The organism is Blautia sp. AF32-4BH (genome assembly GCF_003460565.1).
In the GTDB taxonomy this organism is placed as follows: Bacteria; Bacillota; Clostridia; order Lachnospirales; family Lachnospiraceae; genus Fusicatenibacter; species Fusicatenibacter saccharivorans.
Genome location: NZ_QTVL01000006.1, coordinates 207,424 through 223,082, shown reverse-complemented (window position 1 = coordinate 223,082; position 15,659 = coordinate 207,424). Strand labels below are relative to the sequence as shown.

The window sequence follows — 15,659 nt, the reverse complement described above, 5'->3', positions numbered from 1 at the left end:
ACTTATGGAGAAAACAACGAAAAACGGAATCCACCGCATCACACAGGCAGGCGGAAAAACGATTGCCTGGGCGGAGGAGTCCGGTGTAAAGGTATTGGAAAAAGATGGATATTACTTTAAAGATCTTGCAAAAACCGGCGAACTGCTGCCGTACGAGGACTGGCGTCTTTCCGATGAGGAGAGAGCGGCAGACCTTGCGGGTCGTCTTTCGATTGAAGAGATTGCAGGCCTTATGCTGTACTCGCCGCACCAGGCGGTACCGCCGATGCCGGGCGGACCATTCCAGGGAACGTTTGACGGAAAAACGTATCTCGAATCCGGCAAAGAGCCGTATGCCATTTCTGACCAGCAGAAGGAATTTCTGGAGGACGAACACATCCGTCATATTCTGCTGACGAATGTAGAAAGCCCGGAAATCTCCGCAAAGTGGAGCAATGAGCTGCAGAAAAGAGCGGAAACACTGCCGTACGGTATTCCGGTCAACCTCTCCTCCGATCCGCGGAACGGAGCAAAGGATTCCGGCGCGGAGTTCAAGAGCGGCGGAAGCGAGATCAGCAAATGGCCGGAGGGCGTTGGTTTTGCAGCCTGCTTCGATCCGGAAGTAGCCGGACAGTTTGCAAAAGATGCTTCCCGCGAATATCGGGCACTCGGTATCACAACGGCACTCGGACCGCAGATTGATCTCTGTACCGAGCCGAGATGGATGCGGTTTGTCGATACGTTAGGCGAAGAAGTGGAGATGTCCAAAAAGCTTACCAAAGCGTACTGTGACGGTATGCAGACAACGGAAGGGGAAGCAGACGGCTGGGGAAAAGACAGCGTCAACACGATGGTCAAACACTGGCCGGGCGGCGGCACCGGAGAGGCCGGACGCGATGCACACTATGCATTCGGACAGTTTGCCGTTTATCCGACCGGAAATTTTGAGGAGCATTTAAAACCGTTTACCGAGGCAGCCTTCCACCTGGACGGACCGACCGACTGCGCATCCGCGGTTATGCCGTACTACACCGTATCCTACGGCGTGGACAAGAAAAACGGCAAGAACGTCGGAAACTCCTACAGCGAGTACCTGATCAAGGATCTGCTGCGCGGAAAATATGAATTTAAAGGCATTGTCTGCACCGACTGGGGCATCACCCAGGATCCGGAGAAGACGATTGAGGGATTTGGAAGCCGCTGCTACGGCGTGCAGGATATGACCGAGGCAGAACGGTGTCTGCTGGCGATCACAAACGGCGTTGACCAGTTCGGCGGAAACAGCGAGTCCGGTCCGATTGTCGAGGCATATAAGATCGGCTGTGAGAAATACGGCGAGAAAGCGATGCGTGAGCGCATGGAGCTGTCCGCCAAACGTCTTCTGATCAACATTTTCCACTGCGGCTTGTTTGAGGACCCGTATCTTGATCCGGAAGAATCCGCAAAGATTGTAGGATGCGAAGAGTTCTGCCGCCATGGCTATGAGGCACAGCAGAAATCCATCGTCCTGCTGAAAAACAGTGCGAAACGCGCACCGGAAGGACAGAAGGGTGTGCTGCCGCTGAAGAAAGGTTTGAAGGTTTATATTCCGGAGAGAAAGATCGGACCGTCCAAAGCGTTCTTCCGCATCGATCTGCCGGCAAAAACCGAAGATCCGCTGCCGGATGGACTGCCGTCCAAGTACGGTACACGCGTGGCATCACCGGAGGAGGCCGATGTGGCGCTGGTATTTATCGAAAGCCCGGCATGCAACCCGTATTCCACCGAAGATCTTGCGAACGGCGGCAACGGATATCTGCCGATTACACTGCAGTACCGCCCGTATACGGCGAAAAAAGCGCGTGAGGTGAGCATTGCCGGCGGTGATTTCCGCGAGAATTTCACGAACCGCAGCTATCTTGGAAAGACAAACACTGCCTACAACGAGGCTGATCTCGACAATATTCTCGAATGCCGCCGCGCGATGGGCGACAAGCCGGTGATCGTCTGCGCAACCGTCAACAACCCGATGGTGATGCATGAATTTGAAGCCGAAGCCGATGCGATCGTCGCAGAGTTCGGTGTTTCGAGAGCCGCTGTGCTCGACGTTGTCTTCGGCGGTTACAACCCGACCGGCCGTCTGCCGATCCAGATGCCGAAGGATATGGATGCGGTTGAGGAGCAGAGCGAGGACCGTGCGTTGGATATGGAAACCTATATTGACAGCGAAGGACATAACTATGACTACGGTTATGGCATGAATTACGAAGGCGTTCTTCCTGCATGGAAAAAGTAAAAGAATAACAGAAAACCTGATCGGCACCGGGACCGCGTGTGTTTCGGTGCCGATATTGGAAACAAAAGACAGAATAAGGAGGACTTAAAAAGAGATGATTGTTCCAAAATATTTCGAAGATTTCGATCACCTGCATGTGAATACCATGCCGAACCGTGCCTACTACATTCCGGCATCCCGCCGCATGGAGGATCTGGTGGAGAACCGGGAGGCGTCGGACCGCTTTTTCCTGCTTTCCGGCGACTGGAAATTCCGCTATTTTACCAGTGTTTACGATGTAAAAGAGGAGTTTTTCGCAGAAGGATACGACACTTCTGCATTCGAGACGATTCCGGTGCCGTCCGTCTGGCAGAATTATGGCCATGACCACCATCAGTATACGAATGTCCGCTACCCGTTCCCGGTGGATCCGCCGTATGTGCCGTATGAGAACCCGTGCGGTGCGTACGTGAGAACGTTCGAGTGGAAAAAACAGGAGGAAGCACCGAGGGAATTCCTGAATTTTGAGGGCGTGGATTCCTGTTTCTACGTGTGGATGAACGGCAGCTTCGTCGGCTACAGCCAGGTGTCTCATTCTACGAGTGAATTTGATGTAACAGACTTCTTAAAAGATGGCACCAACATCATCGCCGTACTGGTGCTGAAATGGTGCGATGGAAGCTATCTCGAGGATCAGGACAAATTCCGCATGAGCGGCATTTTCCGCGATGTTTATCTGCTTGCAAGACCAGAAAAAGGCATCCGCGATTACTTTGTAAAGGCAGCGCCGGACGCATCGTACCAGAATGGAGAAGTTTCGATTGCGATTACCTGGAATGACGGGGAACCGCAGGAAGGAACGGCAAAGCTGTTTGATGCAGAAAATCATCTTGTGGCAGAGGCAGCGTTTGGCGGCGATACGGTTCAGATGCATGTAAAAGATGCACATCTGTGGAATGCCGAGGAGCCGTATCTGTATACGCTGGTGCTGGAGACGGCGGGTGAGGTGATCACTGATCATGTCGGCATCCGTGAGATCCACGCGAAGGACGGTGTGCTGTACCTGAACGGCGTGAAGATCAAATTCCACGGAACAAACCGCCACGACAGCGATCCGGTGACGGGATTTGCAATCAGCCTTGCACAGATCAAAAAAGATCTGAAGGTAATGAAAGAGCACAACATCAATGCGATCCGGACCAGCCATTACCCGAATGCGCCGTACTGTTATCAGCTTTATGACCGTCTCGGTTTTTATGTCATCGATGAGGCGGACAATGAGAGCCACGGCACAGAGGCAATTTATGCGGATTACACGAGCTGGGAAGAGTATGCGAAGAACTGGAATAAACTAATTGCGAACAATCCGGTATTTACCGAGGCAACCGTAGACCGCACACAGCGTTGCGTGGAGCGCGATAAAAACCGCCCGAGCGTTGTCATCTGGTCGATGGGAAATGAGTGCGCATACGGCTGTACCTTCGAGGCGGCCTTAAAGTGGACGAAGGAATTTGATCCGACGCGTCTGACGCACTATGAGTCGGCACGGTATGTGGATGATCCGAAGAAATACGATTACAGCAACCTCGACCTCTACAGCCGCATGTATCCATCACTCGAGGAGATCAAAAAAGAGCTGGTGGAGTACGGGGATAAGCCGTATATCATGTGCGAATACTGCCATGCGATGGGCAACGGCCCGGGAGATCTTGAAGACTACTTTGAACTGATCCACAGCGAGGAGAAGATGTGCGGCGGCTTTATCTGGGAGTGGTGCGACCACGCGATTGATATGGGAAAAACGATCGAGGGAAAGAAGATGTACGCGTACGGCGGCGACCACAACGAGTATCCGCACGACGGCAACTTCTGCATGGACGGACTTGTTTATCCGGACCGCACACCGCATACGGGACTGATGGAATTTAAAAACGTGTATCGTCCGGTGCGCGTGACGGGATATGATGCCGAAAAGGGTACACTGACCATCAAAAACTATATGAATTTTGTGAATCTGAAAGATTACGCTGTGCTCGGCTATGAGGTGCTTGTGGACGGCGAAGTGACGGAGAGCGGCAAGATTACAGATGAAGCACTGCTGGAACTTGCGGCAGGCTGTGAGAAGACGATTCCGCTTGCCATTTCCGTGCCGGAGCAGGGAAAATGTGCGCTGAAGGTTACCTGGTATCAGAAACAGGCCACTGAGGTGCTGCCGGAGCAGTTCGAACTGGGATTTGAAGAAGTTCCGGTGAAAACGAAAGACAATCAGAACCAGAAGGCAAAAGAGATGATGAAGCGCCCGGAGGGAACGGCTTCGTTTGGATGGAAAGAGGACGATCATTATCTGACGGTATCGACGGAACAGTTCAGCTATACCTATAATAAGTTCACCGGCCTGTTCGAGGGAATGTGCTATGCCAACCAGAATCTGCTCGACCGCCCGATGGAGCTGAACATCTGGCGTGCGCCGACAGACAATGACCGCAATATCAAGAATACCTGGATGCGTGCGCAGTATGACCGTACCGTGACGCGGGCGTATGAGACAACGGCAAAAGAAGAAAACGGCTGCGTGGAGATCGAGACAAGCTATTCGATTTCGTCTCCGGCTCTGCAGCGGATCCTTGCAGGTGTGATCAAATGGACAATTTACAGCGACGGAACGACCGATGTCCATGTAGAAGCAAAGAAAGACCCGGTATTCCCGGTTCTGCCGCGTTTTGGCCTGCGCCTGTTCCTGCCGGAATCGTTTGCAAAACTGACCTACTGCGGCCTCGGCCCGGTGGAGAGCTACGTGGATAAGCACCAGGCAAGCTATCACGGCGTTTTCCACAGCACACCGGCAGAACAGCAGGAGGACTACATCCGCCCGCAGGAGAACGGCAGCCACTACGACTGCGATTATGCAAGTCTTGCCAGTGATCGTGCGGTATTGACGGCAGTGGGTGAGAAAACCTTCTCATTCCAGGCATCTATTTACACGCAGGAGGAGCTGACCGCGAAAGCCCACAACTATGAGCTTCGGCCGTGCGGAAGCACTGTTTTCTGCATCGACTACCGCCAGGCCGGGATCGGATCGGCAAGCTGCGGACCGATGCTGCTGGAAAAATATCAGCTGAAAGAAACCGAAATCAGCTTCGATGTGCGGCTGAAACCGGAACTGCTGTAAAGCGTAGAATTTGAAAAATAAGAAAAGCGCTGTGCCCTCTCTCTGAAAGGTGAGGGAACGGCGCCTTTTTATATGATGTACAAAAAAAGTCTTGATAAACCTATTGAATTGCTATGAATATAGGATTATAATGGACGAAATTATAATTCAAATCTAATCCAGGTGATTCTGGAAAGAGAAAAGGGAAGGAGAAAATCAAGCATGAGTGAAATTACAAGAGATGAGGCATTTACGTTATTAAAAAAATACAACAAAGATCCCTTCCATATTCAGCATGCGCTTACCGTAGAGGCCGTGATGAAATGGTATGCAAGAGAGCTTGGCTATGGGGCAGAAGAGGAGCACTGGGGTATTGTCGGACTGCTGCATGACATTGATTTTGAGCTGTATCCGGCAGAGCACTGCCTGAAAGCACCGGAGCTTCTGCGGGAAGGCGGCGTGTCGGAAGATATCATTCATGGTGTCGTTTCCCATGGCTGCGGCATTACCATTGAGTGTGGCGTCACACTGGATGTGGAGCCGGTGCATGAGATGGAAAAAGTTCTGTTTGCAGCAGATGAGCTGACGGGACTGATCTGGGCAGCTGCGCTGATGCGGCCTTCGAAGAGCACAAAAGACATGGAACTGAAATCCTTAAAGAAGAAATATAAGAGCAAAGGCTTTGCAACAGGATGTTCGAGAGAGGTCATTGAGAGGGGCGCCGATCAGCTTGGCTGGCCGCTGGAAAAATTACTGACTATGACCCTGCAGGCAATGGCCGACAGCGAGGATGAGATCAATCAGGAAGTGGAAGCAGAACAGAACGCATAAAAACAGTCTGAGTTTCGGTGTAAAAACGGGAACTCAGGCTGTTTTTTTGCATGGCGCATCTTTTCCCAGGCATTACCATTTCTTTTTTTGTTAGATCGCAAGAAGAAAATACGGAATCCGCACAGGGCAGGAAGAGGCGTTTTTTCAGCATTGGAGGAAGTGACGGACAGGGAATTTTGTGATATAGTAAAACAAAATCTGAGTGAAAAGGTGAAATACAAAATGATCAGTGAAAAAATTTTTGAATTAATTCTTCGAAACGGGGTGACCCAGAAAGAATTCTCTGAAGAAACCGGAATTTCACAGAGCACCATCAGCGACTGGAAAAGAAAGGGGACGAATCCGTCGGCGGATAAGATACTGAAAATCTGCGAAGTGCTGAAGGTTACGCCGTATGAGCTTTTAGGAGAAAATGAGATCGAACGGAAAGCAGTGGATCTCGAAATGTGCGCGGCAAACACAGAGGAGAAAATGATTCTGGAAGGCTTTCGTAATTTGCCCGACAGAAAAAAGGAACGAATTCTGGGATATCTGGCGGCATTGCAGGAGGAATAAAAGGATGCAGAAACCATCTGTGCATATCCTGGCCTCTCAGATGAGGAAAATATTTCAAAAATCTGAGATTTTCTATCGCGAATCTCTCTTAGGAGTGATAAAATAAACCATAATACGTTCGGCAGAAAGAGGGAATCGAGTATGAAATATGCCTACAAAAACGGAAAAATTTTAAACGGAACGAAAGAGATGCAGGTCCAGACCGGTCTTACGATCCTGACGGAGGGAGAAAACATCACGGCGATTGTCCCGGAAGAATCGACCATCCGCAGGTAAAACGTAATCCGGTCGTGACGGCGGAGCTGGATAAATTTCTGGCGGATTAAAAACAGGATGGAGAAGACAAACAAGATGGAAGAAACGAAAGAAACACAGGAAAGCTTACAGCGAAAAAGAGAACAGGCCCTGCAGCGGCTCCGCAAGGAGCGGACAGAAGAAGCCCTGTGGGACTGTGTTACTGCGTATCAGGATTTTGAGTTCCATACGTATTCCGGCCTGCCGTATTCCTACCATATGAAATACGGCAGAAGCGGCACCTATACAAAAGAGCTCTGGATCAACCGCAGAGAAAAAAGCAAAAGTCTTGTCTGGAGCTCCGTCCGGAGTGCATATCAGAAAGTGCTGGAATTACAGCAGGAGAGCGAAAGACCGGTTGTCGAGCGCCCGAAAGCGCTGGGCGATATCCGTGGAATCACGTATATTTACGGCATCTTTTACGAGTTTGCCCTGCTGGAAATGCCGGAAAAAGCAAAAGAAAAAATTGCTCTGCAGACAGCAGGACAAAAATCGCCGGAAAAATAAATTTTTCGCCCATGCAGGTCTTGACAACCACGCATTGGGTGATATAATCTAAAACTATCGGGAGCCGAAAAGCACCGAACACAAAAAACAAAGCGTAGAAGAGACGAGTAAATCACAGTGAATGTGACAGAGAGAAACCCCGTTTTGTGGTGCAAGGGTTTTAACAGGAACGTGATCGAAGACCAGCTCTGAGCGGCCCCAATCCGGCCCGGTGATTCCGTTATCGTCAAATGAAGTGGTTTGAAAAAACAAAATGGGTGGAACCGCGGTGAATGAAAATACATCGTCCCTTTTGACAGCATAAGCGTGTCAGAAGGGACTTTTTTGTTGCTGTAAAAAGTATAAAAATTCTGAAACACGCTTGCGAAAAATATACAAAGAAAGAGGTAAAGCAAATGATCATCACACTGAAAGATGGAAGTACCAAAGAGTACTCCGAACCGAAATCCATCATTGAGATCGCAGCAGACATCAGCGAAGGCCTTGCAAGAATGGCCTGTGCAGGTGAAGTAAACGGAGAAGTAGAAGACCTTCGTACCGTGATCGACAAAGATTGCAATCTTTCCATTCTGACCTTCAACGATGAAGGCGGAAAAGCAGCATTCCGTCACACCACATCCCATATCATGGCACAGGCCATCAAGAGACTGTACCCGGATACCAAACTGGCCATCGGACCGTCCATCGCAGACGGATTCTACTACGATGTAGACAGAGAGACTCCGCTCACCAGCGAAGACCTTGAAAAAATCGAAGCAGAGATGAAGAAAATCGTAAAAGAGGATCTGAAACTGGAGCGCTTCGAACTGCCGAGAGCAGAAGCCATCGCCTTCATGAAAGAAAAAGAAGAGCCATATAAAGTAGAACTGATCGAAGATCTGCCGGAAGACGCAGTCATCAGCTTCTATCGCCAGGGCGAATTCACGGACCTGTGCGCAGGCCCTCATCTGATGAGCACAAAGCCGGTCAAAGCCTTCAAACTGACCAGCCTTGCAGGCGCATACTGGAGAGGCAGCGAGAAAAACAAGATGCTGCAGAGAATCTACGGAACTGCATTCACAAAGAAAGCAGAGCTTGAAGAGTACCTCCACATGATCGAGGAAGCAAAGAAGCGTGACCACAGAAAACTCGGAAAAGAGCTCGGCCTGTTTATGATGAGTGAGGACGGCCCGGGATTCCCGTTCTTCCTTCCAAAAGGAATGGATCTGAAAAATGCACTGATGGATTACTGGCGTGAAATCCACAGAAAAGCAGGATACGTAGAAATCTCCACACCGATCATCCTGAACCGTCGCCTGTGGGAGACCTCCGGTCATTGGGATCACTACAAAGAAAACATGTATACCACCGTCATCGACGATGAAGATTATGCAATCAAACCGATGAACTGCCCGGGCGGCGTTCTCGTTTACAAATCCGAGCCTCGTTCCTACCGTGATCTGCCGCTGCGTCTGGCAGAGGTTGGTCTGGTACATCGTCATGAGAAATCCGGCCAGCTGCACGGCCTGATGCGTGTACGCTGCTTCAACCAGGACGATGCCCATATCTTCATGACACCGGAGCAGATCAAAGACGAAATCAAAGGCGTTGCAAACCTGATTGACCAGGTTTACAAACTGTTCGGATTCAAATATCACGTAGAGCTGTCCACCCGTCCGGAAGACAGCATGGGAAGCGATGAGGACTGGGAGGTAGCAACCGAAGGTCTCCGTGGCGCACTCGATGATCTTGGCCTTGACTATGTAGTCAACGAAGGCGACGGCGCATTCTATGGCCCGAAGATCGACTTCCATCTGGAAGACTCCATCGGAAGAACGTGGCAGTGCGGTACCATCCAGCTTGACTTCCAGCTGCCGCAGAGATTCGAACTGGAATACACAGGAGCAGACGGAGAGAAACATCGTCCGATTATGATCCACCGTGTTGTTTACGGTTCTGTTGAGCGTTTCATCGGTATCCTGATCGAGCACTTTGCAGGTGCATTCCCAACCTGGCTTGCACCGGTACAGGTAAAGGTTCTGCCAATCTCCGACAAATACGCAGATTACGGCAAGAAGGTTCTGGACGCCCTTCACGAGGCAGGCATCCGCGCAGAGATGGATACCCGTTCCGAGAAGATTGGATATAAGATCCGTGAGGCACAGGGACAGAAGATTCCATACATGCTGATCGCCGGAGCAAAAGAGGAAGAGGCAGGTCTTGTATCTGTCAGAAGCCGTTTTGCAGGTGATGAAGGCCAGAGAAGCCTGGAGCAGTTTATCGCAGATATCAAAGAAGAAATCGCAGGCCGCGTTAACCGCCCGGTTACTGTTGAAACAAAAGAAAATAAATAAGGTAGGTGTCAAAAAAATTGACACCTATGATACCAGATTGCTCCGTACTTCGTACTCCCGCAATCTTCAAAACATTCGTACTCCGCTCATTTTTCTTCGAAAAATGGCTACTTACTCATGTTTTGGCGTGTCCAAAATTTAAAAATCCTCGTGCAAGCTTTGCTTGCGTCGGATTTCCAAACTTTGGACACTGGTATTATCAAATAAATAAAGCATAAAAAATTACCTCTTGGAAATAATGGTTTCTATGCGGGCGAAACCGCAGAAAACTAAATTTCAGGAGGTAATTTATTATGCCAGCATTAAGTTGTTCCGCTATGACCTGTGTTTACAACCAGAACGAGCTCTGTTCCAAAGGAGATATCCGCGTAGGCGGAAGCGAAGCCAAAAGCTCCATGGAAACGTGCTGCGAGAGCTTCAAGGAGCGCGGTGAGGGCACGATGTCCAACTCCACCGGCTGCGGCTGTACGAAAATCGGTGTCGACTGCAAGGCGCAGAACTGTACCTTTAACGACAACTGTAAATGCGAAGCCGGAGACATCCATATCGCCGGAGACAGCGCATGCAGCTGCCAGGAAACCGAGTGCAGCTCCTTCCGCTGTAGCTGCGGGAGATAAATACGAAAAAATGCGAAAATCAGTATTGACAACAGGATGGGAGAGTGCTATACTGCAATAGTCTGAGAAAAAGAAAGTAGAGTATCCACTCTCACCCTAGCGCAAACACGCGACTACGGTCCAATATTGATCTTAAGTTCTCTTTGTGTAGAGATTTATGTACAATGTTAAGTGGATAGTCTGTCTATCCACTTTTCTTGCGTTATCAGTCAAATCCGGTCCGGTGAGCCGAGTTTGATTTCGTTACACCGCAAAAGCGGGAACACAGTCTTTTATAATGATGGAGGTGCACTACAATTAGCGAATTAATGATTAATGAGCAGATCAGAGACAGAGAAATTCGTCTGATCGGTCAGAACGGAGAACAGCTTGGAATTATGTCTGCCAGAGATGCGTACCTGAAAGCACAGGAAGCAGGTCTGGATCTTGTGAAAATTGCTCCGACAGCGAAACCGCCGGTTTGCAAAATTATCGACTACGGAAAGTACAGATATGAACTGGCCCGCAAGGAAAAAGAAGCAAAGAAAAAACAGAAAACAATTGAAATCAAGGAAGTTCGCCTTTCTCCAAACATTGACACCAATGATCTTAATACCAAAGTAGGTGCAGCCCGCAAGTTCATTACAAAGGGAGACAAAGTAAAAGTAACACTTCGTTTCCGCGGCCGTGAGATGGCACATATGAACAGCAGCAAATACATCCTCGATGAATTTGCAGAGAGTCTGTCCGATATTGCAACGGTTGACAAAGCGCCGAAGGTGGAAGGCAGAAGCATGACCATGTTTTTGACGGCTAAACGTTAAAATACATTTGAATCAATATCAAGGAGGAAATTAAAATGCCAAAGGTAAAAACAAGCAGAGCAGCTGCAAAGCGTTTTAAAACAACAGGAACAGGAAAATTAGTAAGAAATAAAGCTTACAAGAGCCATATCTTAACCAAGAAATCTCAGAAGAGAAAAAGAAACCTGAGAAAACAGACTACTGTTGATGCAACAAACGTAAAGAACATGAAGAAAATCTTACCTTACATGTAATTTTTGCAAGGTAGAGTTACGCCCAACAGATCAAGGAGGAAAATAAGAAATGGCAAGAATTAAAGGCGGCATGAACGCTAAGAAAAAACATAACAGAGTATTAAAACTGGCTAAAGGTTACAGAGGAGCCAGAAGCAAACAGTATAGAGTAGCAAAACAGTCCGTAATGCGCGCACTGACCAGCTCCTACGCAGGAAGAAAACAGAAAAAACGTCAGTTCCGTCAGCTGTGGATCGCTCGTATCAACGCAGCAGCAAGAATGAACGGTCTGTCCTACAGCAAATTTATGTATGGTCTGAAACTGGCAGGCGTTGAGCTGAACCGTAAAGTTCTGGCTGACATGGCAGTTAACGATGCAGAAGGATTTGCAACACTGGCTGAGCTTGCAAAAAGCAAAGTAGCATAAGTAAAAACATATTCTGTGTGAATATACGAAGAAGCTGTGAGAACCGGTAAGGGGATCGCAGCTTCTTTTGAAATATAGAAAAACATGAGGTGAATATGAAAAAAAGCAAAGTGGCAGTGGTTGCCTGTCCCGACTATGAGCCGGCGCACGTAAAGGAAAGCCTGCAAAAGGGATTGGAAGCAATTGGCGGCCTGGAATCTCTGATCGGAAAAGAAGAGAATATCTTATTAAAACCAAACCTCGTCCGCTCCGCAAAACGCGAACGCGCCGTCGTGACCGACCCGGAAGTTATGGATGCCCTGATCACGATTTTGCAGGAAAATGGCTATGAGAATATTTCCTGCGGCGATTCCTGCGGCCTTGGCACCCCGGAGGGCATTGCAAAGGAAGCCGGGCTGAAAGAGGTGCTGGAAAAACACAACGTTCCGCTGAAGGATTTCCTTACGAGCGAGCGCGTAGAAACCGCCGATGGCAAATTTCTGATGATTGCGAAAGATGCACTCGACTGCGACGCCCTCATCAGCGTCAGTAAAATGAAAACCCACGCGCTGGAACGCATCACCGGAGCTGTCAAGAACCAGTACGGCTGCATCAGCGGCGTCTACAAAAAACTCGGCCACACGCAGTATCCGAACGATGAGAGCTTCGCACACATGCTGATCGAGCTGAACCAGAAAGTCGCCCCGCGCCTCTATATCTGCGACGGAATCGTAGCAATGGAAGGCAATGGTCCGACTTCCGGCGATCCGGTTTCGATGGGAGTTCTTCTTATGTCCACCGATCCGATCGCGCTGGATACCGTGTTCTGCCATCTGGTGAACCTCGATCCGTCGTATGTGCCGACAAATCTCTACGGGGAAACGCTCGGCCTTGGAACGTGGCACGACGACCGCATCGAAATTGTGACAGCGGATGGCACCATATCCGAGGAAGAACTGAAAAGAAAGTACGGAAATCCAAACTTCAATGTCGACCGCCGCAAAGCCCGCAAAAAAGGAGCCCTCGATCTGCTCGAGATCCTCGGGGTCTTCCAGAGCCGCCCCTATATCATAGAAGAAAAATGTAAAAAATGCGGCGTCTGCGTCGAGAGCTGCCCGGTGGAAGGGAAAGCCGTCCGCTTTGATAACGGCCGCAGAAATCCGCCGGTCTACGATTATAAAAAGTGCATCCGCTGTTTCTGCTGTCAGGAAATGTGCCCGCATCAGGCAATCCAGGTAAAGAAACACCGTCTGCCGTGGGGAAAATAAGGGAGCTATTCTACAAAGTGACTGGAAAAGCAAAAAGAGAAGTGTTATACTTGAAACCGGACAAAATTTAGTACAGGAGGAACAACACCATGGAATTAGAAACTTTAAGAAGTGATATGATAGCAGCAATGAAAGCCAAAGACAAAGCGAGAAAAGAGGCCATCTCTTCCCTGATCTCCGCAGCAAAGAAAGTAGCCATCGACGAGGGCTGCCGCGATGACATCAAACCGGAGCTGGTAGACCGCGTCATCTTAAAAGAGCTGAAGACCGTAAAAGAGCAGATCGATACCTGTCCGGCATCCCGTGAGGACTTAAAAGCAGAGTATCAGTTCCGCTATGACGTCATCAGCGAGTATGCACCGAAACAGATGAGTGCAGACGAAGTCAAAGCCTACATCCAGGAGAAATTCGCAGACGTTCTGGCAACCAAGAACAAAGGTGCCATCATGAAGGCCGTTATGGCAGATATGAAAGGTAAAGCAGACGGAAAAGTCATCAACCAGACCGTTGCAGAACTGTGCAAATGAATATCATCAACATCGAACACATCAGCAAACTGTTCGGCGATAAACTGATTTTTGACGATGCTTCCTTCGGCCTGCAGGAGGGCGACAAGGTCGGCATCGTCGGAATCAACGGAACCGGAAAATCCACGCTGCTGCGCATGGCAGCAGGAGAAGAGACCCCGGATTCCGGCCAGATTATCCGCCAGAACAACCTCAAAATGGCCTATCTTCCGCAGACACCGGAATTTCCAAAGGATGCCACCGTGCTGTCCTACGCCCTTTCCGGCGATGAGGAGGACTGGCAGGTGCAGAGCAACCTTGTACAGCTCGGTATCACCGAATACGACGCAAAACTCGACACCCTCTCGGGCGGCCAGCGCCGCAAGGTTGCCCTGGCAAAAGTGCTTGCGTCCGATTTTGACGTCCTGATCCTCGACGAGCCGACAAACCATCTCGACAATGCGATGCTCTTCTGGCTCGAGGATTACCTGAAAAATTACCGCGGAACCGTCTTTATGGTCACCCATGACCGTTATTTCCTGGATAAAGTGTCGAACCGCATCCTCGAAATCAGCCACGGAAAAATGTACAGCTACGATTCCAACTATTCCCGTTTTCTGGAACTGAAAGCTGAGCGCGAGGAGATGGAACTCGCCTCTGAACGGAAACGCCAGAGCATCCTGCGCATGGAACTCGAATGGGCGAAACGCGGCTGCCGCGCAAGAAGCACAAAACAGCGCGCCAGACTCGAACGTCTCGAAGTACTCAAAAATGGCACGGCACCGACCGCAGACGCTGTCGTGGAGATGGATGCTGTCGAGACCCGCATGGGAAAGAAAACGATTGAATTCCATAACGTCAGCAAAGCCTTTGGCGATAAAACGCTGATGAAAGATTTCGAATATATCTTCCTGCGGAACCAGAGTGTCGGCATCATTGGCCCGAACGGCTGCGGAAAATCCACAATGCTGCGGATGATCACCGGAGAAGTCCTGCCGGATGCGGGAACCATCGAAATCGGCGACACGATCCGCATCGGCTATCTGGCACAGGAAGAGCCGGACATGGATACGAATCAGCGCGTGATCGACTACGTGAAAGATATCGCTGAGTATGTCCAGACCCGTGACGGCCGCATCAGCGCATCGCAGATGCTTGAACGCTTCCTGTTCACACCGGATATGCAGTACACCCCGATTTCCAAACTCTCCGGAGGCGAAAAACGGAGACTGTATCTCTTATCCGTCCTGGTGAGCGGCGCCAATGTTCTGATCCTCGACGAGCCGTCCAACAACGTTGATATCCCGACCCTGACCGTGCTTGAGGATTTCCTGAACACGTTCGTCGGCATCGTCATCACCGTTTCCCACGACCGCTATTTTCTGGATAACGTCGTGGACCGCATCTTCGAATTCGACGGAAACGGAAATCTTCTGCAGTACGAGGGCGGCTACACCGATTACCTCGAAGCAAAAGAACGCCGTTTCGGCGGAAGTGCGGAAGAAACGGCAAAAGCAGCGCCGTCCAAAACGTCCGCGGACGAACCTGCAAAGTCAAAGAACAATGACTGGAAGCAGAACCGTCCGACCCGCCTGAAATTTACGTTCAAAGAACAGCGCGAGTACGAGACCATCGATGACGATATCGCCGTACTCGAGGAAAAGATTGCATCGCTTGACGATCAGATGCTCAAAAACGCCACCAACTCTGCAAAGCTCGCCGAACTGATGGCGGAAAAAGAGAAGACCGAAGCTGCTCTGGAAGAAAAAACCGAGAGATGGGTTTATCTCACCGACCTCGCAGAACAGATTGAGGCGCAGAATCAGAAATAAAAGAAGCAAAGGAACTGTCCGCAGAAGAGAAAAAAATATGCGGGCCGTTCCTTCTTTTTTTTATCGAGAAATTCGACGCGGAATTACCAGAAGTTGTAAAAAACTTGTATTTTT

The 15,659-nt window shown here is 49.7% G+C and carries 14 protein-coding genes; all 14 read left to right on the top strand.

Annotated features, from left to right (window positions below):
- Nucleotides 1-4 precede the first annotated feature (4 nt).
- The 14 genes from DWZ44_RS09800 (at nucleotide 5) to DWZ44_RS09740 (ending at nucleotide 15,545) form a co-directional block, all read left to right on the top strand.
- On the top strand, nucleotides 5-2,254 hold the full coding sequence (locus DWZ44_RS09800; protein WP_117804772.1) for a glycoside hydrolase family 3 protein: 2,250 nt from the start codon (nucleotides 5-7) through the stop codon (nucleotides 2,252-2,254).
- A 94-nt stretch (nucleotides 2,255-2,348) separates the two neighbouring features.
- The gene (locus DWZ44_RS09795) at nucleotides 2,349-5,402 is read left to right on the top strand and encodes a glycoside hydrolase family 2 TIM barrel-domain containing protein (protein ID WP_117804771.1); all 3,054 of its coding nucleotides are present in this window, start codon (nucleotides 2,349-2,351) and stop codon (nucleotides 5,400-5,402) included.
- Between the two features lie 201 nt (nucleotides 5,403-5,603).
- Complete coding sequence (locus tag DWZ44_RS09790; protein ID WP_117760610.1) at nucleotides 5,604-6,212, top strand: hydrolase; 609 nt, start codon at nucleotides 5,604-5,606, stop codon at nucleotides 6,210-6,212.
- A gap of 222 nt (nucleotides 6,213-6,434) precedes the next feature.
- Nucleotides 6,435-6,767, top strand: coding sequence for a helix-turn-helix domain-containing protein (locus tag DWZ44_RS09785; RefSeq protein WP_070103703.1), 333 nt, complete (start codon nucleotides 6,435-6,437; stop codon nucleotides 6,765-6,767).
- Nucleotides 6,768-6,908: 141 nt separating this feature from the next.
- Nucleotides 6,909-7,043, top strand: a complete 135-nt coding sequence (locus tag DWZ44_RS19000) for a hypothetical protein (RefSeq protein WP_256359690.1) — start codon at nucleotides 6,909-6,911, stop codon at nucleotides 7,041-7,043.
- A 75-nt stretch (nucleotides 7,044-7,118) separates the two neighbouring features.
- A complete protein-coding gene (locus tag DWZ44_RS09780; protein WP_172680781.1) occupies nucleotides 7,119-7,568 on the top strand; it encodes a hypothetical protein in 450 nt (149 codons plus the stop codon).
- Between the two features lie 395 nt (nucleotides 7,569-7,963).
- Nucleotides 7,964-9,901: a threonine--tRNA ligase gene (gene thrS, locus DWZ44_RS09775; RefSeq protein WP_117804770.1), complete on the top strand. Its 1,938-nt coding sequence runs from the start codon at nucleotides 7,964-7,966 to the stop codon at nucleotides 9,899-9,901.
- 293 nt (nucleotides 9,902-10,194) lie between these two features.
- Nucleotides 10,195-10,518: a DUF1540 domain-containing protein gene (locus tag DWZ44_RS09770; RefSeq protein ID WP_055266509.1), complete on the top strand. Its 324-nt coding sequence runs from the start codon at nucleotides 10,195-10,197 to the stop codon at nucleotides 10,516-10,518.
- 308 nt (nucleotides 10,519-10,826) lie between these two features.
- Entirely contained in the window at nucleotides 10,827-11,321 is a 495-nt protein-coding gene (gene infC, locus DWZ44_RS09765) for a translation initiation factor IF-3 (RefSeq protein WP_022461743.1), read from the top strand.
- Between the two features lie 35 nt (nucleotides 11,322-11,356).
- Nucleotides 11,357-11,554: a 50S ribosomal protein L35 gene (gene rpmI, locus DWZ44_RS09760; protein WP_022461742.1), complete on the top strand. Its 198-nt coding sequence runs from the start codon at nucleotides 11,357-11,359 to the stop codon at nucleotides 11,552-11,554.
- Nucleotides 11,555-11,603: 49 nt separating this feature from the next.
- Complete coding sequence (gene rplT, locus DWZ44_RS09755) at nucleotides 11,604-11,960, top strand: 50S ribosomal protein L20 (protein WP_022461741.1); 357 nt, start codon at nucleotides 11,604-11,606, stop codon at nucleotides 11,958-11,960.
- Between the two features lie 95 nt (nucleotides 11,961-12,055).
- On the top strand, nucleotides 12,056-13,207 hold the full coding sequence (locus DWZ44_RS09750; protein ID WP_117804769.1) for a DUF362 domain-containing protein: 1,152 nt from the start codon (nucleotides 12,056-12,058) through the stop codon (nucleotides 13,205-13,207).
- An 89-nt stretch (nucleotides 13,208-13,296) separates the two neighbouring features.
- The gene (locus DWZ44_RS09745) at nucleotides 13,297-13,734 is read left to right on the top strand and encodes a GatB/YqeY domain-containing protein (RefSeq protein WP_055221697.1); all 438 of its coding nucleotides are present in this window, start codon (nucleotides 13,297-13,299) and stop codon (nucleotides 13,732-13,734) included.
- Entirely contained in the window at nucleotides 13,731-15,545 is a 1,815-nt protein-coding gene (locus DWZ44_RS09740) for an ABC-F family ATP-binding cassette domain-containing protein (RefSeq protein ID WP_117804768.1), read from the top strand. The genes DWZ44_RS09745 and DWZ44_RS09740 overlap by 4 nt, the downstream gene beginning before the upstream one ends.
- Nucleotides 15,546-15,659 lie beyond the last annotated feature (114 nt).